Source organism: Leptotrichia hongkongensis (genome assembly GCF_041538065.1).
Lineage (GTDB): Bacteria > Fusobacteriota > Fusobacteriia > Fusobacteriales > Leptotrichiaceae > Leptotrichia > Leptotrichia hongkongensis.
Genome location: NZ_JBGORW010000001.1, coordinates 63,385 through 86,216, shown reverse-complemented (window position 1 = coordinate 86,216; position 22,832 = coordinate 63,385). Strand labels below are relative to the sequence as shown.

Sequence of the window (22,832 nt, the reverse complement as noted above, 5' to 3'; positions counted from 1 at the left end):
TCCCAATCTATAGTCCAAAAATTCCAAACAATATTGTTGAAACCACAGTCAATACAAATCCTATCAAACTTTCAAATGGTATTAATAAAAGTCTATCCTTTATTTCCATATTAACTGCTCCACCAGTAGCATGGAAAAAACTTCCATGTGGCAAATGATCCAAAACTGTCGCTCCACTGTGAATCATTGCAGCCGCATTTAATGGCTTAACACCCAGCGAAATCATTGATGGACCAAATACCTTACTTGCTACAGCAGTACCTGATGTTGTAGAGGCTGTGGCAGCAGACATCAATATTCCTGAAAGTGGTGCTAATAAGAATGCAGGTGCACCTGTTGAACTTAATAATGCTGTAATTATATCCTTGATATTTGAATTTGAAATTATTCCTGCTAAAGTTCCTGTACCTATCAATATTATTGCTACCATTATCATTTTGCTTAATCCTGACTTACAGTATTCATTTATATTCTTAATTTTTCCCATAGCAATACATCCTATTAAACCACCTACTGGCAATGCAACTAACGGATCTACAACTATATTTGCAATTGGACGTAAAGCAAGCAGCAAGATTGCAAAAAGTGGTCCTATTATTGATGCTGCAAAAGAAGGCTTTTCTTTTATTTCAGTTCCAACTTCTATATCAGAATCAACTATTTTAACACCTTTTCGTGTTAATGAACTTGCAATAATTACTGTAATTACTATCCCAACTATCGATGGAATAATTCCTGCGAACATGACAGAAGTTAAGGGAATATTAAATGATTCTGATGCCGCTATTGCATTTGGATTTGGAGAAATTATATTTCCACATTTCCCTCCACCAATCATTGCGATTAATATTGAAGTTTTTGATATGTTTACTCTTTTGGCTAAAGCTAAAGCTATTGGTGATACAGTAATTACTGCAATATCTATAAATACACCTACGGCTGTTAAAATAAATGTTGATATGACTAATGCAAATATCGCTTTATTCTCCCCCATTTTGTCAACTATTGTCTCTGCTATCTTGTTAGCTGCTCCTGTTTCTATAAGCACCCCTGCAAGAACTCCTGCTGTAACAATCCTCAAAATAGCAGGCATCATTCCTTGAGCACCTTTAATCATAAAACTTACAGTATCTGTCAATCCTGCTCCGCCTAGCAATCCTCCTAAAAGAGAACCTATTATCAAAGAATACGCTGGATTAAATTTCTTTACTATAAGTACAATCGCTACTGCCAATCCTATCATGGCTCCTGTCGCTGTAATCATTTTGTTACCTCCTAAAATATATTTTTATACAATTAGATAATATTACACCTCCTCCAAACTTAATTTATTATTAAACAATCATACTAAAATCCTAAATATTTACAAAATAAATCTTTATTTCCCCAAATTATTTATAAATTTTAAATTTAACTTTAAACTAATTTTACTATAGTATAACTTAAAAATACAAAAAGTCAATTTCTAAATATCATATTTTTATAAAAATTTTAATTTATATTTATTAAATCTTTTCTTATTTCAACTTCTGATGTCGTGGACAATCTATCAAAAAGCAGTTATATAAAAATTTTGGATAAATTTTTACTTCTGGTTTATAATCTGTTTTCAATATTTTTTCATATTCTGCCTTCAAATTCTTTATTTGTCTTTTTATCTTCCTAATTTCTTCTTTTTTCTCAGATTTTGTCCATTCTCTTTTAAATTCACTATTTTTTACATCTTCTATTTCTTCACTTTTAATTTCTAATATTTCTTCAAATTCTCTTTGTAATTTCTCTTTTTGATTCAATTGCTTTATTGAATAAAAATAAGGTGCAATCCACCAAGTTGCAACTTCATAATTGCTATTTTTCACTTTTGCATAAGTCTCTTCACTTTTCTCATATTTTCCAGCCAAATAGTACAATTCTGCAAAAATGTAATCCCAAAAATCTTCATTTCCAACATTTTCCAACATTAATTCATTAATTTCATTCTCAATATTTTCAAATTTCCTTAATTGAATTTTATTTGCAATATAACTATATCTTATCTTAGCAAAATCCTCTTTTCCAAACTCAAAATCTTTTTTTACTAATTCTTCCAAAATTATTTTCGCCTCTTCGTTTTTTCCATTAACCATCAACAAATTCGCATATTCAAACTTATAAATCGGATTATTTTCCAGCTCACAAGCTCTTTTATACATTTCTTCCGACTTATCGTATTTCCCAGCACCATAATAATCTGCCCCAAGCCCATAATAAGCCTTAGAATTATTTGGATTAAACGCCACAGCCTTTCTCAAAGTTCTAATTGCTCTCTTACTACCATCTCTCTGATCATCATAATAATACCCTAAATTAGTATAAATCCGTGATTTTTCCTCATCAGTCAATTCATTTTCATATTTTTTAATAAATTCATTCAATAATTTATAAATATCCTTCCATTGATAAGTTAATTCATTGTAAACTGCTGCCAATTGACAAACAACTTCCACATTTTTGGGATTTTCTTTCAATTTATTTTCCAAAAACATTTTATACTCTTCATAAACAGAATCGTAATCACTATTATTTCTAATTTTTTCTTGAATATATTTTATCCATTCTTTTACCGTTTTTCTTTCTAAGTTTTTTTGTTTTTCCAATTTTCCTCCTAATCTAACTTCTGATGTCGTGGACAATCTATCAAAAAACAGTCATATAAAAATTTGGGATAAATTTTAACTTCTGGTTTATAATCTGTTTTCAATATTTTTTCATATTCTACCTTCAAATTCTTTATTTGTCTTTTTATCTCCCTAATTTCTTCTTTTTTCTCAGATTTTGTCCATTCTCTTTTAAATTCACTATTTTTAACATCTTCTATTTCTTCATTTTTAAATTTCAATGCTTTCTCAAAAGATTTTTCTAATTTATCAAATTTATCTAATCGCTTTAATGAATAAAAATAAATTGGTAGTTCTTCATATGGTACTTGGCAATCCTCTTGAGCGTCTATTTTTAAATAAATTTCTACAAATTTTTTATAATTCTCAGATAAATAATACAGACTCTCTAAATCACTACCAAAAAAATAATCATTATCAATATTTTCTAACATTAATTCATCAATTTGAGCCTCAATATTTACAAATTCCTTCAACTGAACCTTATTCGCAATATAAATATACTTTATCTTAACAAAATCTTCTTTTTCAAATTCAAAATCTTTTTTTATTAATTCTTCCAAAATTATTTTCGCCTCTTCGTTTTTTCCATTAACCATCAGCAAATTCGGATATTCAAACTTATAAATCGGATTATTTTCCAGCTCACAAGCTCTTTTATACATTTCTTCCGACTTATCGTATTTCCCAGCACCATAATAATCTGCCCCAAGCCCATAATAAGCCTTAGAATTATTTGGATTAAACGCCACAGCCTTTCTCAAAGTTCTAATTGCTCTCTTACTGCCATCTCTCTGATCATCATAATAAAAACCTAAATTAGTATAAATCCGTGATTTTTCCTCATCAGTTAATTCATTTTCATATTTTTTAATAAATTCATTCAATAATTTATAAATATCATCCCATTGATAATTTAATTCATTATAAACTGCTGCTAATTGACAAATAATTTCCACATTTTTGGGATTTTCTAAAAGACATTTCTCTAAATAATCCTTATATTCAATAAATGCATGTTTATAATTATCGTAACTATCATTTTTTTGGATTTCATCCTGAATATATCTTGCCCATTCTTTTTGTGTTTGTTTCATAATTTTATTCCTTTCGTATTTCTTCAATCCTCATCAATTATCAAATGTTGTGGACAATCCACTAACCAACATTCATTTTCAAAAAACATAAATATTTCCATCTTAGGCTTAAAATCCGTATTCAATATTTTTTTCGACACTAAATTAATATTCTCCAATCTCTGTTTTTCATCTTCTATCATTTCCAAAAGCTCTTCTTCCATTGTATCTTTCCGATATTCTTCATCAGTCTTTATTTCTTCAACGTTTTGAAAAATCTCTTTTTCAGCTTCTTTCAATATTTTGTCTATTTTCTCAAATTTATTCAATTGTTTCAAAGAATAAAGATACGGTGCCATATAATTTACTTCTAAATTAAAATTAACATTCTCTGCATATTTACAATATTTTTCATAATTACCACATAAATAATATAAATCTTTTATATTACTATTATCAATGGTGTTAAAACCTTCATATGTCAACCAATTCAAATATTTTTTATAATCTGTTTTCTCCAGCATTTCAAACTCTTTTATTTTTTCCAAAAGTTTTTCTATATTTCCAGTATCTTTATTTCCTAAATAAATTTCACAAAGAACCCTGTAAAAATGATATTTAATATTGTCTGAATCCTCCATTAACAAATCGTCTAAAATTTTTTCAGCTTTTTTATATTCTTTACTTTTAATCAAAATCAGTGCATATCCATAACTATATTTTGTTTCATTACTCATTTTGCAGGCAATCTCTATATTTTCAAGAGATTTTTGATACATTTTAGCATAAAAACAAATAGCTGAAAGTCTGTAATAAATGTCTGCATTATTTGAATTAATTTTTATTGCTTTTTCAAGATAATCAATAGCCTTTTCTTCCATACATCCCATATCTTCACACAAATAAGCTAAATTAACATATATTCTAAACTTTTCATCTTCTGTTAAAATATCAAAATTCCTTTTCAAAAATGTTTCTAAAATTTCTATATCGTCGCATTTCCTACTCAAATAACAAACTCCCGCCAATTGACAAACGACTGAAACATCCTCAGGATTTTTTGCAGTTTCCTTTAACAAGTATTTCCTATAATTTTCAAGTGCAACATCATATTCTGTTCTATCTTCATTTCCCATTTTTTCCCATATTTTATAAATATATTTTTTCATTTTCTCATTCAATTTAACTTCAATATCCAATTTATTCTCCCTATTATTTTTCTAAAATTATTATAACATCTTTTACCAAAACAAAAAAGGCTACAATTTTACTTGTAACCTGTCTTCTTTCACAATTTATTTATTCTATTTTTAAATTTCATAATGTGTCCACATGCTAATGATATTTATTCTTTTTTCTTCTTCTATAACTTCATATACTAGCCTGTGCTGTTTATTAATTCTTCTTGAATAATAACCTTTCAAATCTTTAGTTAAAACCTCATAGGACGGTGGTGTTTGAAAGGGATTTTTCTTTATAAGATTTATTAATTTTTCCACATTATTTTTTAATGCTGGAAATTGCTTTATTTTCTCTTTATCCTTATTAGCTTTTTTCAAAATATAAATTTTGTATTCTTCTACCATTCAAAAACCTCGTAATCTTCATCAGAAGCATTTTTTGCGGCTTCAATTTTTTCTTTCATCGATGGGTCTGATAACAAGTATAGAGTTTCTAATAAACCGTTGTATTCAGCTTCGCTAATGATAATAGCATTTCCTTTTTTAGTGTTCACATTGATAACATCATTATAGTCAATTGCTGATTCTAAATAAGAAAATAAATTTTTTCTCAAATTAGTTGCATTTGTATTTGTCATAAAAATCACTCCTTTTATTTATGTACATGATACAGTACATAATCATAAAAGTCAAGTAATTTTTTATAATTTTTATTTTTAGAAAAATTAAAAGGATCAACTCCTGTTTCACGCAGGAATCAATCCTTGTTAATCTATTAAATTACTTATCTAATTACAGATTCATTAATAACATAGACAAGGTAAAAATTTTAGAAGCAATTATAAATTTACTGCTTTAAAATTTAAAAAAATTTATTATGCTTCGCTTACTCTTTCCCCTTTAAAAACTCCTTCATTAAAAGTTCCCATTTCTTTGTCTACAACAGTTGAAACTACCATTGCACCGTTTACATTTATTGCTGTACGTCCCATATCTATTATTGAGTCGATTGGCAGTACTAAAGCTACTGGAGCAAAAGGCAATCCCATTCCACCTAGTACGACTGTCGCTGCAATGTAGGCTGTTCCTGGTACTCCTGCCATACCGAACGACCCTAATGCGATTACTGTTATAAGGCTTATTAGAAATACTGGAGTAATTGCAATGCCGTTCATATTGGCAATCATTATTGCTATTACTGCTGGAAATACTCCTGCACAACCATTCATTCCTATTGTTGTCCCTAGTGTCGCCGTAAAGTTTGCTGTTGGTGAACTTACTCCTATTTCTTTTTCCAATGTTTCAATTGTTACAGGTAAAGTTCCCATGCTTGAAGTTGTTGTAAATGATAGAACTAACGGTGCTGTTACTTTCTTGTAATATCTTAGTGGATTTACACCGTGTATTGCAAGATTTAAAGATTGCATTATTACAACCAGTCCTAATGAAATAAACATTACAATCAGATATGTAACAAGGTTTTTAAATACTTCAAGCCCATAAGAAGCCGTCAAATCAAACATCAATGCCGCAACTCCATACGGAATTATTTTTATTATTGTAATTGTAACGCTTGTCATTACTGAAAACAATGCTTCTGTTACGTCCTTCAAAGGTTTTATTTTCTCAGGATTTTTTAATCCAACTCGGTTTGTTGCAAATCCTAGAAACGCTGTAAATATCACTACTCCAATAACACTTGTTTCTGTCATAGCCTTAAAAATATTTGATGGTATAAACGAAACTACAACATCAACAAGACCTTTATACTCCCCTTTTCCAGTCCATGCTTCCATTCCTTCAGGCAATTTCATTCCAACTCCCAGCTTAAATGTCATTGCAACTACAATTCCAATAATCGCCGAAATAGCCACAGTCGCTGTATAATAAACTACTGATTTTATGGTCAGTTTTCTCAAATTCTCATTATTTTTAGAATTAATTATTGAATTATAAACAGATAGCCCAACTAACGGAATAACTATCATTTTTAAAAGACTCGTAAATCCTCTCCCTACCAACGAAGCTGCATTTGTTACATTCTTTATAACAACCTCATGCTCAGCCGCTCCCACTAATCCCAAAGTTGATTGAAATACAATTCCCGCAACAAATCCCAGTACTGTAGAAATTATCATCCTTGTAGAAAACTTAAATTTTTTCTTTAAATTCACATTTATATGAATCAATAAAAAGAACAGTAAAATCAGAATTACTATCCATATACTTGAAAACACTATCGCTGTCATTTTTCCTCCTAATTTTATTTAAAATTTATTCTTAAAATTTTCATATACAAATATTATCATTAATTTATTTTCATGTCAAGATATTTTTGTAATTAAATCATTTTTATAACAAATTTTATAAATTAAAAGTTTAATTTTAAAAAAATTGAAGTTTATTTCACAATTCTGCAATACTCATATTTTCTATTTTTATCTTCTCCTTGTGAACTATACTCATTATTTACCTTAAAACTTCCAGCATCCGCATAATCAATTCTTTCTCCAAGACAATAAACTTCTTTGCTATCTTTTACATAATACTCATTCAAAACTTTTATTTTATTAACATCCAATCCTTCCAATTTTCTCACTTTTTCAGAAAAATCAAAAGCCGAAATAAAATAAATATTATACTTGTCTTTTGCATAAAATCCATTTAGTCCTTTTACATCGCTAATTGCTTCAAAAGTCCCTGCATCATTAATTCCCTCTAATTTTTGTCCAATGTAATAAACATTCTTTTTATCTTTTAAAATAACATCAGTTATTGCTTTTACACTACTTGAATCTGAATTTTCAATTTTCTGTTCGCCAAAATAAATATAATTTTTATCTTTTCCATAATTTTCTGTCAATTCCTGAAAACTTGCCGCATCTGCTCCTTCGACTTTTAGATTGCCATGATTATTATTATAATAAACAATTTTGTCATCTTTTAGGTAATTTTTCTTTATAACTCTAAACTTATTCGGATTTACTGGTAATTTTTCTACTACAGTCGGCTTAGATACGTTGTAAATATCTATAAAATATACTCCTTTATCATTTTTTACATAATCATTTCTCTCACCAATTAAGGAAAAATTTTTCGGACTTATATTTAAAGGCTCATCAATATTATAAACATTATTGTCATCAACTTCCAAAAGTCCTATAATCGTTTTATCTTTTTGAACTGAATTTTCGCTAGGTGCTTTAAATAAGTTTTTACTTATACCCTTTACTTTTTTCCCTTCTGAATAGAAACTATTTTTATCTTTTGCATACCCAGTTTCCAGAACTTCAAAACTTGAAATATCCGCTCCCTTAATTTTCCTGTTTTCAAAATAGATGTTATTTTTATCCTTTGCATAAGAATATCCTAGTTCTTCAAACGTTTTAAAGTCAGCTCCTTTTATTTTTTGAGCATCATTCAATACATAATAAATTCCATTTTTATCTCCAATATAGCGAACACTATTTTTGTCAGGTGAATTAAATACTTTTAAAGTAGCAGGATCTATTCTTTTTCTCATATTTTCGTTTTCAATATCAATCTCATTTTCATCTTTCAGATAAATTCTATCTCCCATATTGTAAACAAAATTTTTATCCTTCGATATATTTCCTTTGACAACCACAAAACTTGCTAAATCGGCTTCATGTATTTCATTTTTCTCAAAAAAAATCCTATCCTTGTCCTTTCCGTATTCTCCGTTTATATCTTGAAAAGTATCCATATCTGCTGGAAAATACTGAATATCTAGTATTCTATAAAAATTTTCTTCCTTTTCTATTTCTCTAAAACTTTTTTTCACTTCTTCTAAATCAGAGTAAAACTCATCTTGCCTATAATAAACTCTTCCATTCTTTTTAATATATTCTCCAAACCCAATATTTCCTAATAAAATTAACATTACTAATATCTTAAAAATATTCTTTCTCATAAAAAACATTGCTCCTCTTTAATTTTTTATTTTTCACTACTAAACATTTTCTATATTTATTCAATCTTATATTCAAATATATTTTATTCAATAAATTATACCATATTTTTTATTTTAAAGTCTTTTAAAATTTTAAAATAATATAGATTGTATAGTGTATTACAAAAAATCTAAAGAATTTTTCATAAAATCACTTAAAAAAAATTTTAGAAAATATGATAATTAATACTAAATTTATAGCAAAAAAAATAAGAGCCTAAAACTCTTATCACACATTAATATTTTATTTTATAGAAGATGATGGTGGGACTGGTGGGGATCGAACCCACAACCTACCGATTAAGAGTCGGTTGCTCTGACCAGTTGAGCTACAGTCCCATTATATAACTAATTTAACAATCCTCAAGTATAATAACATAATTTTTTCAATTTGTCAATTTAATATTTAATTTCTTTTTTATATTTATGTATAGATGTCAAACATTTGTTACAAAAATATATTAAAAAAAATATTCCTTTCAATTTTTTGTCTTTCATAGTTTATCTATTTCACTCCTACCATCTGTTAATTTCAAAAAAAGAGTTATCTCTATCAAGAAACAACTCTACATTTAATTTATTTACTTTCACAAGCTATACCATCTTTATCCCTGTCTAAATGTTTTGCATATCCTGGCTCGCCTTTTTTTATATTTTTGTATCCTTTTGCACGTGCTTCCTTACAATTCTTAAAATTCAATGTTTCTGAAAATGTATTTGCACTCACAAATACCAATGTCAATATCACAAAAATTTTTTTCATTTTGGTTTCCTCCATTTTTTATATTTTTAAACCAAAATTAACCCTATAAAATCTATTTTTCTCAGTTTTCGATATTGGAGTAGTCTATATTACAATGCTATTGTAGTCAGACAGATAACGAGTTTTAGTCCCCTTCGATATTTGGGTAGTCTATATCAAAAGCGAGTGCAGATAAGTTTAAAAAAGATGTTTTAGTCCCCTTCGATATTGGGGTAGTCTATATCAAAAAGAAATGGATAAAGAGATTAGGCAAATAGTTTTAGTCCCCTTCGATATTGGGGTAGTCTATATCTAAGAATTTATCCATATTTAGTATGTCATATTGTTTTAGTCCCCTTCGATATTTGGGTAGTCTATATCCATAAGGACATTCGCAGAATCCTTTGTATAGTTTTAGTCCCCTTCGATATTGGGGTAGTCTATATCTATTTTTTTTGTTTTAATTTATAATACTATTGTTTTAGTCCCCTTCGATATTGGGGTAGTCTATATCAATAAAAACTTTTGGTTTTATTTCTTCAACAAGTTTTAGTCCCCTTCGATATTGGGGTAGTCTATATCCAATTTTCACATAAGTTGAAATATTTTTTCTGGTTTTAGTCCCCTTCGATATTGGGGTAGTCTATATCCCATCATATAATGGAATAATGTAGTTTTTTAAATTTTATATTGTCCCTCTATTCTTAAATTTTGATATAGATTACCCCTTTTTATGCATTTTAACACAGTTTATCTATAAAGACAAATATTTGTTTAATTTTAATGTTTGAAGTGTCTGATGCCAGTAAATACCATTGTCATTCCGTGTTCATCGGCAGCTTCGATTGACTCTTTGTCTCTAATTGAGCCACCTGGTTGTACTAATGCTTTGATACCATATTTTGCAGCTTCGTCTACACAGTCTCTGAACGGGAAAAATGCGTCTGATGCCAGAACTGCTCCTTCTAGCGATTCTAAATCTCCTTTGGCATGTTCAAGTGCGTGCTGGGTTGCCCAGATTCTGTTTGTCTGTCCTGTTCCAACTCCTGTTGCCGCTCCGTCTTTTACTACCACAATTGCATTTGATTTTACGTGTTTTACGACTTTCATTCCAAGTTCCATATCTTTTAATTCTTCCTCTGTTGGCTGTTTTTTCGTTACAACTTCCATATTGTCAATCATCTTCTGATTTGTCTGCTGAACTAATATTCCGCCATCAACTTTTACGTATTCCACTTTATCCTGCGGTTTTGCAACTTCGCATTTTATTACTCTCAAATTTTTCTTGGATTTTAATATTTCAAGAGCTTCATCAGTAAATGCTGGGGCAATTACGATTTCAAGGAAAATTTTATTCAGTTCCTGTGCAGTTTTTGCATCGATTTCTCTATTAATCGCAACAATTCCGCCAAAAATTGATACTGGATCACAATCATGGGCTTTTTTGTAAGCTGTGAAAACATCATCTGCAACTGCTACTCCGCAAGGAGTCGAGTGTTTTACAGCACAGCAGGCAATTTCATCAAATTCATTTGCCACTTTCCAAGCAATATCCATATCCCTGATATTATTAAATGACAATTCTTTTCCATTTAACTGGACAAAATCCTTCATACTTCCATTTTCAGTAGTTGAAACGTAGTATGCAGACGATTGGTGAGGGTTTTCGCCATACCTCAAGTCAAATTTCTTTTCATACGAAACATTCAAATATTTTGGATATTCCTCTTCCAGCAAGAAATTAGAGATAGCCGCATCATAAGCTGATGTCAAGTTAAACACCTTCCCAGCCAATCTTTTTTTTGTTTCAAATGAAACTTCCCCATTATTTTTGATTTCTTCCATAACTTTTTCATAGTCTTCTGTTTCGCAGATAACTGTAACATCCTTGAATGATTTTGCAGCCGAACGAAGCATTGTAGGACCACCTATATCAATAAATTCGATTTTTTCATCAAAAGTCTTATCTGTCTGAACTTCCCTGAAAAATGGATAAAGATTAACAACAACATAATCAATTGTCTCTATTCCTTCTTTTGCAATCGTATCCATATGTTCCTTATTGTTCCTAATTGCCAAAATTCCACCATGAATATTCGGATGCAATGTTTTTACCCTACCATCCAGCATTTCTTTAAAATTAGTAACTTCTGAAACATCTATCACAGAAAGCCCATTTTCCTTCAAAAACTTGTAAGTCCCTCCAGTCGAAATAATTTCCACACCTTTTTGATTTAAAAACTGTGCAAATTCCAATATTCCAGTCTTATCAAAGACACTAATCAAAGCTCTTTTTTTCATTCGGCATCATTCCTCCAATATATTTTGTTAAATTTATTTTATCACAAACCCTTGTATTTATCAAGGTTGTGTAATTATTAACTTTTAAATAAAAAACTGTCTTAAATACAAGACAGTCTTTTAACACCTTTTTATTTTAATATGTGTTTACTTTTAAAATTTAGCACAAAATTATCTATTATTTAGCTATAAATTCATGATAAGCCCTACTTTTTCTTAATCTTCCTCAACCACTCATCTGCCGCCTTTTCAAATTTATTTTCCCCATGCTCGTAAAACTTGATTTTTTCATTCATATAAATTTGGTCTACATAATGATTTTCATAATTGTGTGGATATTTGTAGTCTTTTGCTCCAACTTTTGTGAGATGAACTGGTACTTCCTGAATTTTTTCATTTTCAATGTGGCTTAGTGCTGAATTTATAGCATTGTAGGCTGAATTGCTCTTGGGAGAAATTGCAAGATAGATTGCTACTTCGGATAAGATGATTCTAGCTTCAGGCATTCCAATTTCCTTTATCGCATTAAGTCCTGCCACAGCAACTGGTAAAGCCTGCGGATTTGCAAGCCCAATGTCTTCAGAAGCCAAAATTACAAGTCTTCTTGCGATATATAAAATATCTTCTCCGCCAGATAGCATTTTCGCCATCCAGTAGACAGCCGCATCAGGATCGCTTCCACGAATGCTTTTTATCATTGCTGAAATTGTATTGTACTTGTCTTCTGTCTTATGATATGATTTTTTTGTATTCAAAATTTCCTTCACTTCTTCCAGCGTAAACTCCACTCCAACATTTGTAATTAGTTCCAAAATGTTTATAACCTGCCTTGCATCCCCTTCAATTATTTCCGAAATATATCCCAAAATATCATCTGAAATCCCAAAATTCTCCTTTTCATTAATATTTCTCAATATTTTAAGCAAATCATCCTCACTCAATTTCTTAAATTCAAATGCCATACACCGTGATAATAACGCGTTATTCAAGCTGTAATAAGGATTTTCAGTAGTAGCTCCAATTAAAATAATATTTCCATTTTCCAAATCTTCAAGTAGTGAATCCTGCTGCAGCTTGTTAAATCTATGAATTTCATCTAAAAATAGTAATGTCTGCTGTCCATTTGTGTGAAAGCTGCTATGTGCCTTATCAGAAATATTCTTTATATCTGTTACAGAGGCTTTTATAGCATTCAAATATTCGTAATGGTAATTCATTTTATCAGCGATTATTTCTGCAAGTGTAGTTTTCCCCGTTCCCGGTGCTCCCCAGAAAATCGCATTCATAAAGTTTCCTCGTTCAATAATCTTTCTCAAAATCCCATTTTCCCCAACCAATCTCTTCTGCCCATAAAAATCATCAAGACTTTTTGGACGGTATCTAAATGCCAGCGGCTTCTTATCTTCATATACTTCGTCAAATAAATTCATTTTTTTATATTTCCTTTTTTATAATCTTGTTTAATTTTCCAAATATTAAAAATACAAATAAAAATTAACTTCTAAATAAGTAATTATTCTTTTTTTCTTTTAATGTTTCTTGCAATCTATCTAAAAAATTATCAGGAAGATTTGTAATTTCAGCATAACTTTTAAATTTTTCTTTATTTTCTTTATTTATAAACATTTCTAATTCCTTTAGCATTTCTATTCTCAAAAATTCATTTCCTAACAACAGTATTACTGACAACATCATCGAAAAAATATCGTTAGGACCTCTTTGTCTCTTGGAATAATCGTTCTTGTTCATTAATTTTATATATCCGTATTCATTCAATATTTTTTTTAAATATCTAAAAATTATATATCTTTCAGCTCTATAATTTATAAAATCCATTGAGTGTGCTATTTCATTTCGATACCTTCTAATTATATAAAGGCTATTTCTAAACAAATTTTTCGCTTGTTGCTTTTCATTATCCTTATAATTAAAATATATCATTTTTTCCTTTAATTTTTCATTTAAAAAATTATACAAATTTATTGTTGTGCTAAAAGTTATTTTTTTTAATAAAATACTTGGATGTTCTGAAATACCTTCTACATCTCTTATTTCCTTTAACGTATTATTTAAAATTAAATTATTATTATTTCTTACCGTATAATTTTCTATTTTTAAATATTCTTGTTTAGTTATTCCAATTTCTTGTGATAGAATCTCTGCCAGTCTATTTTTAAATATTCTTTCTATATACACACTATATTTAAATAATATATTTTGAATCCCTCTATCATAATGATAAAACAAAAATACCTTTTCTATAGTTGTATTTTTGACAAAAACATTATTTACTATAAATAAATTTTTATACACTTTAATAATATCAAAAAAATTAAAATGTTGTAAAATTTGCTTCCCTAAAGCCGTATCTTTTATTATCAATCCTTTTTCTTTTAAAATTTCTATTTGTTGTTCTAATAAATAATTTTCCTCTTTCATTCCCCTTCTCCTTAAAACAAAAAAGTCTTGTCATAACTTATTTAAATACGACAAGACCGATGATCCAAACGATCAATTTATCTTAAATTAAGTATATCACTAAAACATTGATTCGTCAACAAGTATTTTAATTTTTTTTTAAATAAAGTAAATTACAAACACAAATATCATTTTTCAAAACTTTAATCATTAAACATCAATATTTTCAATAGTTTTAAAACTATTCTTCTCCATAAAGTTTCTTTTTATTATCTGAAAAAACATTTAAAATTAATATTATTGTAAATATTACAACAACAGACGATGTTAAATAAAAATAATAATTAAACACTACTTCCTGCATATTTGCATTTTGCATTATTTCTCTTATAAATCCAGAGAGCGTTTCCATTTTCCAGCCTTGACTTGTTTGAAGCAAATATAAATCTAAAAATAGCCCAACAAAATAAAAAATTACCATTAGAATTATTGAACTTATGCCAGCAAAGGTTATTGCAAATATATTTTTTCCCTTATCATTTTCATAAGCTTTAACTGAAAATAAACACATTGTCAACAAAAACCCAATTAACTGCATCCCTTTTATTCCTTCTAAAATTCCTGTTTTAAAAAATATAGTAATTTTATCACTCAAAGAAATACTCCCAATATTTTTAACTATCGAATTTATCATCGAAAAAGTCACTCCAAGTGCAAATAAAACAATAGTTATCACTATTATAACAAAAGTCCAGAATTTTATTTTATTCAAATTTTCCTTACCAAATCTAGTCTTCATCATTTTTATAAAAATAATACTTACTATAATCAGTACAACAAGGCTAAATAACGTCTGAACAAGTGTTACCATTTCTCCAGCTTTCAAATCTCCTGTTTTTGCAACACTATTGAAATAATAACTGCTAAAAATACCTCTTTGAAAAATTAGAACACTCCACGTAAAAATCATTATTCCAACTATTTTAACGATTCCTGATATAGTTCCTACAAGATCTCTTTTTTCAGCATCTTCAAAACTTTCCATAAAATCTCCCCTATTCTGTTTTTAATAATTTACTATATTATACCTTAAATCGCATAATTTAGCCATAATAAAATTATTTTGTTTTAAAATATCGATTAATGTAGTATAATTTAGACTACATGTCAAAATAATTAAAATTTAAAATTCTAGAAAACTTTAATGAAGTTTGATTATATACTCGAACCTATTTAAAATTGAACTGATAGAAATTATATAATTTAGTGTTTGAGTAAAATAGGCATAATTTTTGAATTCTATTTTAAACTAGTTTTACTATAATTAAAGAAAGGCTAATAACAATGAGAAAAAATATCTATTTTTATGAAACCAATACTCCGATTGGAAAAATTGGACTTGCCACAACAGAAAATGATTCTCATATTACTGATGTAATCTGGAATTATGAAATTGAAAAATTTAAAAATGATGATAATTTTCAAATTAAAGAAACTGAGTTAATAAAAAAGGCAAAAAATCAGTTATTTGAATATTTTTCCAAAAAACGAAAACAATTTGACTTGCCACTTCTAAAAGAAGGGACACCTTTTCAAATTTCCGTCTGGAACGCTCTTGAAACAATCCCTTACGGCGAAACCCGTTCCTACAAGGACATCGCAGTTGCAATTAATAACGAAAAAGCAGTCCGTGCAGTCGGAATGGCAAATAATCGAAATAAAATCTCAATTTTTATTCCTTGCCATCGTGTAATTGGTGCGGATGGAAAGTTAGTCGGATATGGTGGAGGACTCCATATAAAGGAGTTTTTATTGGAACTGGAAGGCATTGAAATAAAATAGTTAGATTATCAATAAATTAATTATAATATGTTTGAGTTTTGACATTTTGAAAGAAGGAATATTAATGAATAATAAAAATTATGGATTAAATTTTAATTTTATAACTTTAAGAGTAAAAAATATCGAAAAAATGAGAGATTATTATTTAAAATTGCTAAAAATGAAAGTTTTAAAAGATAAAAAAGAAAACGGAAAAAGAGAAATTACATTGGGAACTAAGACAGCTCCTCTTATAAAAATGATTTCTTTTGGAAATGAAGTATTGAAAAACGATAACGAGACAAATGTATTTCATATTGCTTATTTACTGCCTGAAAGAAAAGATTTAGGAAATTTTTTAAGAAACTGTGCGAAAGAGCTAATTAAATTAGACGGAGTGGGAGACCACAACGTAAGCGAAGCGGTTTATTTGACAGATCCTGAAGGAAACGGTATTGAAGTTTATGCAGACAGAGATTCTAATACTTGGAAATGGGAAAATGGACATGTTGTAATGGGAACAGAAACTATTGATTTAGAAGATTTATTGAGAATTTCAGACAATCTTCCTGATTTTGAAATTCCTGAGAATACAAAAATTGGACATGTTCATCTTGAAACATTTGATCTTGAAAATGATAAAGACTTTTATATAAAGGCATTAGGACTTGAAATAGTATCGAAATTACCAAAAGCATATTTTTTATCAACAGGTAAGTATCATCATCAATTTGGTATGAATCAATGGAACGGAAAAAGAAAGATTCCTAAAAATGATAATTCTACAGGTGTTGAAGAAATACATCTATCATTAGTTAAAGAAAAATTTGAAAAAAATTTTCCAAATATAAAAGAAAATACAGTAACTATTGATACTCCAAATAGAATAAAATTATTTGTATCCAAGGAAAACAAATAAATAGAACAAAATATAAGAAATAATATTTTCGTTGATTTTTATTATTTTTTATGTTAAAATTTTATTAACAAAAATAACAAGAAAGGGTGTGAACTTTATGATAACCGTTTCTATAAATGCTCATCCTGACATAGAAGATAAAATAAACAACTATGTTAAGGAAAACAATATCAATTTAAACCAAGTAATGTTAGATTTAATTCTTGAAAAAATCGAAGATGAAGAGGACTACAAATCGGCTGTTGAAGCTTATGAAGAGTATAAGTTAAACAAGGAAAAAGCAATTTCATTTGAAGATTTAGTAAAAAAAATGAGATTGGAAAATGAAATATAAAGTTATCATTAGACAAAAAGCTGAAAAACAATTAAATAAACTAGATGATTCTATGAAACTAAAAATTATGCGATACATTAAACAAAATCTTAATAATACAGATAATCCAAAAAAATTTGATAAAGCATTAAGATATAATCTGAAAGGATTTTGGAGATATAGAGTTGAAAACTATAGAATTATTGCAAAAATTGAGAAGGATGAATTAGTCATTTTAATTGTTGAAATAGATAAAAGGGATAAAATTTATATTTAGAATTATTTCTAAATTTATTGGGTTAATTGAGAATTAAAACTGTCTGATATTCTTATTTTTAGGAATAAAGGGCAGTTTTATTTTAATATTATTTTATTTAATTTTATACTAAACCCTGTTTAAAAAATAAAAATTATATCTTAAATTATTTTAAAATATTGGGTTTATATCCTTTATTAGAGAAGTTTATAATAAATCCGTTATTTAAATGGAGTTTAGTATTATTTAATTGTATTATCCAATAAACAAAAAATTCTTTTAAAATCTTTCATTTATTTGTTAGGATAAAAAAAATTTTTTTTATGGGTTGTAAATTTTTCAATAAAAAGTTAAAATATAGTATATTTTACAAATTTGAGAAAGGAGGCAGTATTTTATACTGTAAAAAAATCTATGAAAAAAATGGGATTAACAACTAGGATAATGGTTGGGCTAGCACTTGGGATTGTATTTGGGCTAATATTAAGTCCTTTTGCAAAAAATCCCTTCGTAAAAGATGTTGTTATTGATTCAGTCCTTGCTTTTTTTGGAGGAATGTTTATCAATCTTATGAAAGTTATGATTGTACCGTTAGTTTCTATTTCTCTTGCAATGGGAGCAGCTTCTATTGGAGATATAAAAAAACTTAAAAGAATTGGTACAAAGGTTTTGGGTTTCTATTTTGCAACTACTGCTATTGCTGTAGTAATTGGATTATTTGTAGCAAAAGTTTCTGGAATTGGAATGGGAATGGTTCATGGAGAACTTCCTAAAGGTGAATTTAAAATTGCGGAGCAAGGTAAACTTATTGATATTCTTCTTGATATGATTCCAAAAAACATTATTAATGCAATGTCAGAGGAAAAAATGCTTGCAATTATAGTATTTTTTCTGCTGTTAGGAGTTGCAATTTCAGCTTTAGGAGATAAAGTAAAAAATTTAAAAGCTTTACTTGAAGAAGCAAATGAACTTGTGTTAAAAATGGTGGAACTTATAATGGAAGTCGCTCCAATAGGAGTATTCGCACTAATTTCAAAAGTTGTTGCTTCAACAGGTGTGGATGTGCTTGTAAAATTGCTTGGATTTGTGGCTGCAACATTATTTGCATTTGTTATTCATACAGGTGTTTATCAAATAATGCTAACAACTATGGCAAAAGTAAGTCCATTAAGATTCTTCAAAAAATTCTTTAATGTAATATCAGTTGCATTTTCTACATCCAGCAGCAATGCAACGATTCCAGTAAATATTGAAACTTTAACAGAAAAATTTGGTATATCTGAGGAAATAAGTTCATTCACAATTCCTTTAGGAGCAACTGTAAATATGGACGGTACTGCAATTATGCAAGGTGTTGCTGCCGTATTTATTGCAAATCTTTATAATATTCATTTAGGTCCAACACAATATTTGGGAATTATTTTAACAGCAGTACTGGCTTCTGTTGGTACAGCAGGTGTTCCAGGTGCAGGTATGCTAATGCTTTCACTTGTATTAAAACAAGCAGGATTGCCACTTGAAGGAATTGGCGTTGTAATCGGTGTTGACAGAATAATAGATATGTTCAGAACAGCAGTAAATATAACAGGAGATGCTGTCTGCACAATGGTTGTAGCTAGAAGTGAAAATGAAATTACAGATCCCCAAAAATTCTATAACTAATTTTAGTAAAATTTCGCTAAAATTAGACTGAAAAATCACATTATACTCGAACCCATTTAAAATTGAACTGATAGAAATTATATAATTTAGGGTTTGAGTAAAATAGTCATAATTTTTGAGTTCTGTTTTAAATTTATATAAAATTATTATTTTTAAACAAATTATTCAAAAACTGTCTTTTAATCTTAAAACAGGACTATTAGACAGTTTTTTATTTCAAGTTATTCTTTTCTATTTTTCAATTTACTTATTTCATATAATGAAAGTGCATAAATCTCTGTTATTTTCTCTAAATCTGATAAATCAAGCCACTCATCAGGTAAATGTGCTATATCCTTCTGACCTGGAAAACTTGGGCCATATGCAATAATATTAGGAATTATCTTTGCATAAGTTCCTCCTGTCGTTGTGACAGGTTCTGCATTAAAGCCTGTGACATAATTATATACTTTCTGTAAAGTCTGCACATATTCAGAACTTTTATCATATAGAACTGGATTCCAGTTGGAAATTTCTTCCAGCTCTGTTCCTTCCGTCAAATTACTTCTGATTAAATCCATAAGCTGATCTTTTTTACATATTGCAGGATAGCTCATTACAAATTCAAAAAAATGTCTGTTTTCAGCAATTCCAAATCTGTACCCTCTTAATATCATTTCTCCGAAATCATCATCCTTAAAGTTTATTTTTAATTTTACACCATTATTAGGTGCTGATAATATATATCCATTTACAAATTCATATAATTTCTCTAAATCTTTCATTTCAGAATATATTCTTACCTTAAGCCTTCCCCTTTCGCCGTACACAACTGGCCATTTACAGTCAGGAGTCCAGCCAAAAATAGGAGCTTTTTTCTTTGTCAGATAATGTTTTACACATGCAAATCCTGTTTCTTCATTTGCTCCGAAAACTATTCTTACAGGAACATCAAATTTTATTCCTAATTTTTTCAGAATATGAAGTGCAAAAAGATTTGACAGAATGGGACCTTTATTATCTAGAACACCTCTTCCATATATGCGATTATTTTCTATTTTTCCGCCTAATGGAGGATACTTCCACCCTTCACCAAGAGGAACAACATCTACATGCCCAAAAATCCCTATATATTCCTCATAATCCCTTATTTCTTCTGATACATATTCTGCATAACCTATTTTATTATCTATATTCACTGTATTAAATCCCAGTTTTTCTGATATTTCCAAAGCTTTATCCAGTGCCTCAGCAGGCCCTTTTCCAAATGGGGCATTTTCTTCAGGTTCCGTCTGAATACTGTAAATTGAAACTAATTCACGTATTTTCTCTATTAATTCAGGCTGTATTTTTTTCACTTCTTCTTTTATTTTCAATATTATTTCCTCATCGGAAATATTCCTTTTTTTATCATATTTTTTATTATCATCCGTATTTTTATCCATTTTCTACCTACCTTATTTTTCTATAAGAGGTTTCGTTCTTTCATTGATATACTCCTGTAGCCACTCTTCAGTCGCTTCTTCGTGTATCATTTCATTGCCTTTTCTTTTTGTCCTGTATACTTTTACAGGAGTCTTTTCATTTCCTGCAACAAAGGAAAAATTTTCAATATTTGTAGCCACTCCCCATTCCCCTTTGTTATTCATGGCAATTACAGAAATATCTCCTGCTTTTCCTCTTTTTCTTATCAATTTCTTCTCAAAAGTGAAGACAGCCTTTTCACATGCTTTCTGGGGAGAAAGACCACTTTCCATAAGTTTTACTATCTCGTATGAAATTATCCCCTTCATTATATCTTCTCCAAGCCCTGTTGCACTTGCTCCTCCAATCTCACTGTCAGCATAGAGTCCTGAACCGATTACAGGCGAATCTCCCACTCTTCCTTTCTTTTTCATGAAAAGTCCGCTTGTAGAAGTTCCTGCAACTATATTTTCTTCTTTATCAAGGCACACCATACCAACCGTATCATGTCCTGAATAGGGCTTTATTTCTATTTCTTTTATATGTGCCATATCCTTCAATCTGTTTCTGTAATGTATTTTTGCCCTTTCTGTAAGCATATTTTTTCTTTCAAAACCTTTTTTATGCGCATATTTTTCTGCCCCTTCACTTACTAACATGCTATTTTCATTTAAATGACTCAAATCTCTGGCAACAGATATAGGATTGGCAAAATCCTTAATGGCACATACTGCTCCAAAATCAAAGTTGCTTCCATCCATGTATGCCGCATCCAGTTCCACTTCCATTTCTTCATTTGGAAGTCCACCGTAACCTACAGATTTATAAAAAGGAAAATCTTCAACATTTTTTATTGCAGTTTCTATCGCTTCTCCCGCTTTTCCATCATTTTTCAGTATTTTTGCAGCTTCTTTGACACCATCATGTGCCATGCACCATGTTGCGATTATTCCCCACATCTTCTTACCTCCTCAAGTTTTTTCATCTTATTCACTGTAATTATAATTTTCCTTCAGTATTCTGTCGTACTTTTCAGGAGTCAGATCTTCTACTATCAGTTTCAGCAGTTTCAATGTTGCAATAATATCATCCTTATGTACGACTCCAAGATGAGTATGCATGTATCTCATAGGTATAGATAAAGTTGTGGCTGGTATTCCAGTTCCTGACTTATGAATATTTCCTGCATCAGTCCCACCATCTGTAAAACAGCTCAGCTGATAAGGAATGTCATTCTTTCTGCATAGATTTTCAATATAAATAAGCAGTCCTCTGTTCATTATGGTCATTGAATCAATAACATTAATAGCTACTCCTTTTCCAAGCTTTATATTATTTTTATTCAAGGGGGTATCTCCTGCCAAAGTAGTATCTACAGCTATTGCCAGGTCAGGAAAAACTTTATGTGCTGTTGTTCTTGCACCCCTAAGTCCTACTTCCTCCTGTACCGTTGCCGCAAGAGTAACCTTATTGCCTGTATTTTCTTTTTTCAGCATATTCATAAGCCATATTCCTGTCGCTACACTTACACGATTGTCAAAGGATTTCCCTGCAAGGTATCCTTCCTCATTCAGCTCTATCATTTCTCCATACGGACATATCATATCTCCTACTTTTATTCCAAGTTCTTCAATCCGTTTTTTACTGCTGACTCCCATATCAATATACAGTTTATCAATCGGTAATACCTTTTCTCTTTCCTTTTCCTTTATTGAATGAACTGCAGGTCCACCAATAACACCATAATATATATTCTTTTTTTCATTTATAACTGCCACTTTCTGATTGAGCAGAACATGCGACCACATGTTTCCTACATTCTGAAAATACATGTACCCCTGCTCATCTATTTCCTTTACAACAAACCCTACTTCATCCATATGAGTGGCTATCATTATGGAAATACCATTTCCTTCCTTTCTAAAAAGGCAGGATCCAAGACCATCCTGAGAATATGGAAGATTTATATGCTTTTTCAACATATCTACAATATCCTCTTCAAATCCTGAAATTGCATAAGTTTCTGTCAGCTCCTTCAAAACTTCCCATCTTATATCAAAATTCATTTTT

At 29.3% G+C, this 22,832-nt stretch carries 21 protein-coding genes, 1 tRNA gene and 1 CRISPR repeat array; of the genes, 5 read left to right on the top strand and 17 right to left on the bottom strand.

The features are described 5' to 3' along the window. Window positions 1-7 precede the first annotated feature (7 nt). The 14 genes from ACEG17_RS00395 to ACEG17_RS00330 form a co-directional block, all read right to left on the bottom strand. A complete protein-coding gene (locus ACEG17_RS00395; protein WP_372582126.1) occupies window positions 8-1,264 on the bottom strand; it encodes a GntP family permease in 1,257 nt (418 codons plus the stop codon). Between the two features lie 253 nt (window positions 1,265-1,517). Continuing rightward, the gene (locus ACEG17_RS00390; RefSeq protein WP_372582125.1) at window positions 1,518-2,636 is read right to left on the bottom strand and encodes a tetratricopeptide repeat protein; all 1,119 of its coding nucleotides are present in this window, start codon (window positions 2,634-2,636) and stop codon (window positions 1,518-1,520) included. A gap of 8 nt (window positions 2,637-2,644) precedes the next feature. Next, window positions 2,645-3,754, bottom strand: coding sequence for a tetratricopeptide repeat protein (locus tag ACEG17_RS00385; RefSeq protein ID WP_372582124.1), 1,110 nt, complete (start codon window positions 3,752-3,754; stop codon window positions 2,645-2,647). Between the two features lie 23 nt (window positions 3,755-3,777). After that, window positions 3,778-4,932: a tetratricopeptide repeat protein gene (locus tag ACEG17_RS00380; RefSeq protein ID WP_372582123.1), complete on the bottom strand. Its 1,155-nt coding sequence runs from the start codon at window positions 4,930-4,932 to the stop codon at window positions 3,778-3,780. Window positions 4,933-5,043: 111 nt separating this feature from the next. Beyond that, entirely contained in the window at window positions 5,044-5,319 is a 276-nt protein-coding gene (locus ACEG17_RS00375) for a Txe/YoeB family addiction module toxin (protein WP_372582122.1), read from the bottom strand. Next, entirely contained in the window at window positions 5,313-5,552 is a 240-nt protein-coding gene (locus ACEG17_RS00370) for a type II toxin-antitoxin system Phd/YefM family antitoxin (protein ID WP_372582121.1), read from the bottom strand. Before ACEG17_RS00370 ends, ACEG17_RS00375 begins: the two co-directional genes overlap by 7 nt. Window positions 5,553-5,789: 237 nt before the next feature. After that, window positions 5,790-7,163, bottom strand: a complete 1,374-nt coding sequence (locus ACEG17_RS00365; protein ID WP_372582120.1) for a cation:dicarboxylate symporter family transporter — start codon at window positions 7,161-7,163, stop codon at window positions 5,790-5,792. 152 nt (window positions 7,164-7,315) lie between these two features. Then, window positions 7,316-8,848 carry a DKNYY domain-containing protein gene (locus tag ACEG17_RS00360; RefSeq protein WP_372582119.1) on the bottom strand — a complete coding sequence of 511 codons (1,533 nt, stop codon included), beginning with the start codon at window positions 8,846-8,848 and terminating at the stop codon, window positions 7,316-7,318. A 301-nt stretch (window positions 8,849-9,149) separates the two neighbouring features. Next, window positions 9,150-9,226, bottom strand: a tRNA-Lys gene (locus ACEG17_RS00355). Window positions 9,227-9,464: 238 nt separating this feature from the next. Further along, window positions 9,465-9,650: an excalibur calcium-binding domain-containing protein gene (locus ACEG17_RS00350; protein ID WP_315289083.1), complete on the bottom strand. Its 186-nt coding sequence runs from the start codon at window positions 9,648-9,650 to the stop codon at window positions 9,465-9,467. 121 nt (window positions 9,651-9,771) lie between these two features. After that, a CRISPR array of direct repeats spans window positions 9,772-10,279; the repeat unit is 36 nt; unit sequence GTTTTAGTCCCCTTCGATATTGGGGTAGTCTATATC. A gap of 130 nt (window positions 10,280-10,409) precedes the next feature. Continuing rightward, entirely contained in the window at window positions 10,410-11,930 is a 1,521-nt protein-coding gene (gene purH / locus ACEG17_RS00345) for a bifunctional phosphoribosylaminoimidazolecarboxamide formyltransferase/IMP cyclohydrolase (RefSeq protein WP_372582118.1), read from the bottom strand. Between the two features lie 206 nt (window positions 11,931-12,136). Further along, on the bottom strand, window positions 12,137-13,360 hold the full coding sequence (locus tag ACEG17_RS00340) for a replication-associated recombination protein A (RefSeq protein WP_372582117.1): 1,224 nt from the start codon (window positions 13,358-13,360) through the stop codon (window positions 12,137-12,139). A gap of 64 nt (window positions 13,361-13,424) precedes the next feature. Next, entirely contained in the window at window positions 13,425-14,369 is a 945-nt protein-coding gene (locus tag ACEG17_RS00335) for an Abi family protein (protein ID WP_372582116.1), read from the bottom strand. Between the two features lie 220 nt (window positions 14,370-14,589). Further along, window positions 14,590-15,393, bottom strand: coding sequence for a hypothetical protein (locus tag ACEG17_RS00330; RefSeq protein WP_372582115.1), 804 nt, complete (start codon window positions 15,391-15,393; stop codon window positions 14,590-14,592). 299 nt (window positions 15,394-15,692) lie between these two features. Between ACEG17_RS00330 and ACEG17_RS00325 the strand changes: the two genes are divergently transcribed. The 5 genes from ACEG17_RS00325 (at window position 15,693) to ACEG17_RS00305 (ending at window position 19,319) form a co-directional block, all read left to right on the top strand. Beyond that, window positions 15,693-16,190 carry a methylated-DNA--[protein]-cysteine S-methyltransferase gene (locus tag ACEG17_RS00325; RefSeq protein WP_372582114.1) on the top strand — a complete coding sequence of 166 codons (498 nt, stop codon included), beginning with the start codon at window positions 15,693-15,695 and terminating at the stop codon, window positions 16,188-16,190. 64 nt (window positions 16,191-16,254) lie between these two features. Beyond that, entirely contained in the window at window positions 16,255-17,088 is an 834-nt protein-coding gene (locus ACEG17_RS00320; protein WP_372582113.1) for a VOC family protein, read from the top strand. A gap of 97 nt (window positions 17,089-17,185) precedes the next feature. Continuing rightward, complete coding sequence (locus ACEG17_RS00315; protein ID WP_372582112.1) at window positions 17,186-17,422, top strand: DUF6290 family protein; 237 nt, start codon at window positions 17,186-17,188, stop codon at window positions 17,420-17,422. Further along, a complete protein-coding gene (locus tag ACEG17_RS00310; RefSeq protein WP_372582111.1) occupies window positions 17,412-17,678 on the top strand; it encodes a type II toxin-antitoxin system RelE family toxin in 267 nt (88 codons plus the stop codon). The genes ACEG17_RS00315 and ACEG17_RS00310 overlap by 11 nt, the downstream gene beginning before the upstream one ends. A gap of 393 nt (window positions 17,679-18,071) precedes the next feature. Further along, the gene (locus ACEG17_RS00305) at window positions 18,072-19,319 is read left to right on the top strand and encodes a dicarboxylate/amino acid:cation symporter (protein ID WP_372582110.1); all 1,248 of its coding nucleotides are present in this window, start codon (window positions 18,072-18,074) and stop codon (window positions 19,317-19,319) included. 221 nt (window positions 19,320-19,540) lie between these two features. Here ACEG17_RS00305 and ACEG17_RS00300 read toward each other — a convergent pair whose 3' ends face one another. From ACEG17_RS00300 to ACEG17_RS00290, 3 genes are read right to left on the bottom strand one after another with little or no spacing between them, the layout of a single operon-like run. Then, window positions 19,541-20,743 (bottom strand): Sapep family Mn(2+)-dependent dipeptidase, encoded by a 1,203-nt coding sequence (locus ACEG17_RS00300; RefSeq protein ID WP_372582109.1) that lies wholly within the window; start codon window positions 20,741-20,743, stop codon window positions 19,541-19,543. A gap of 12 nt (window positions 20,744-20,755) precedes the next feature. Continuing rightward, window positions 20,756-21,721, bottom strand: coding sequence for a glycosylasparaginase (locus ACEG17_RS00295; RefSeq protein WP_372582108.1), 966 nt, complete (start codon window positions 21,719-21,721; stop codon window positions 20,756-20,758). Between the two features lie 27 nt (window positions 21,722-21,748). Further along, the gene (locus tag ACEG17_RS00290; protein WP_372582107.1) at window positions 21,749-22,828 is read right to left on the bottom strand and encodes a M42 family metallopeptidase; all 1,080 of its coding nucleotides are present in this window, start codon (window positions 22,826-22,828) and stop codon (window positions 21,749-21,751) included. Window positions 22,829-22,832 lie beyond the last annotated feature (4 nt).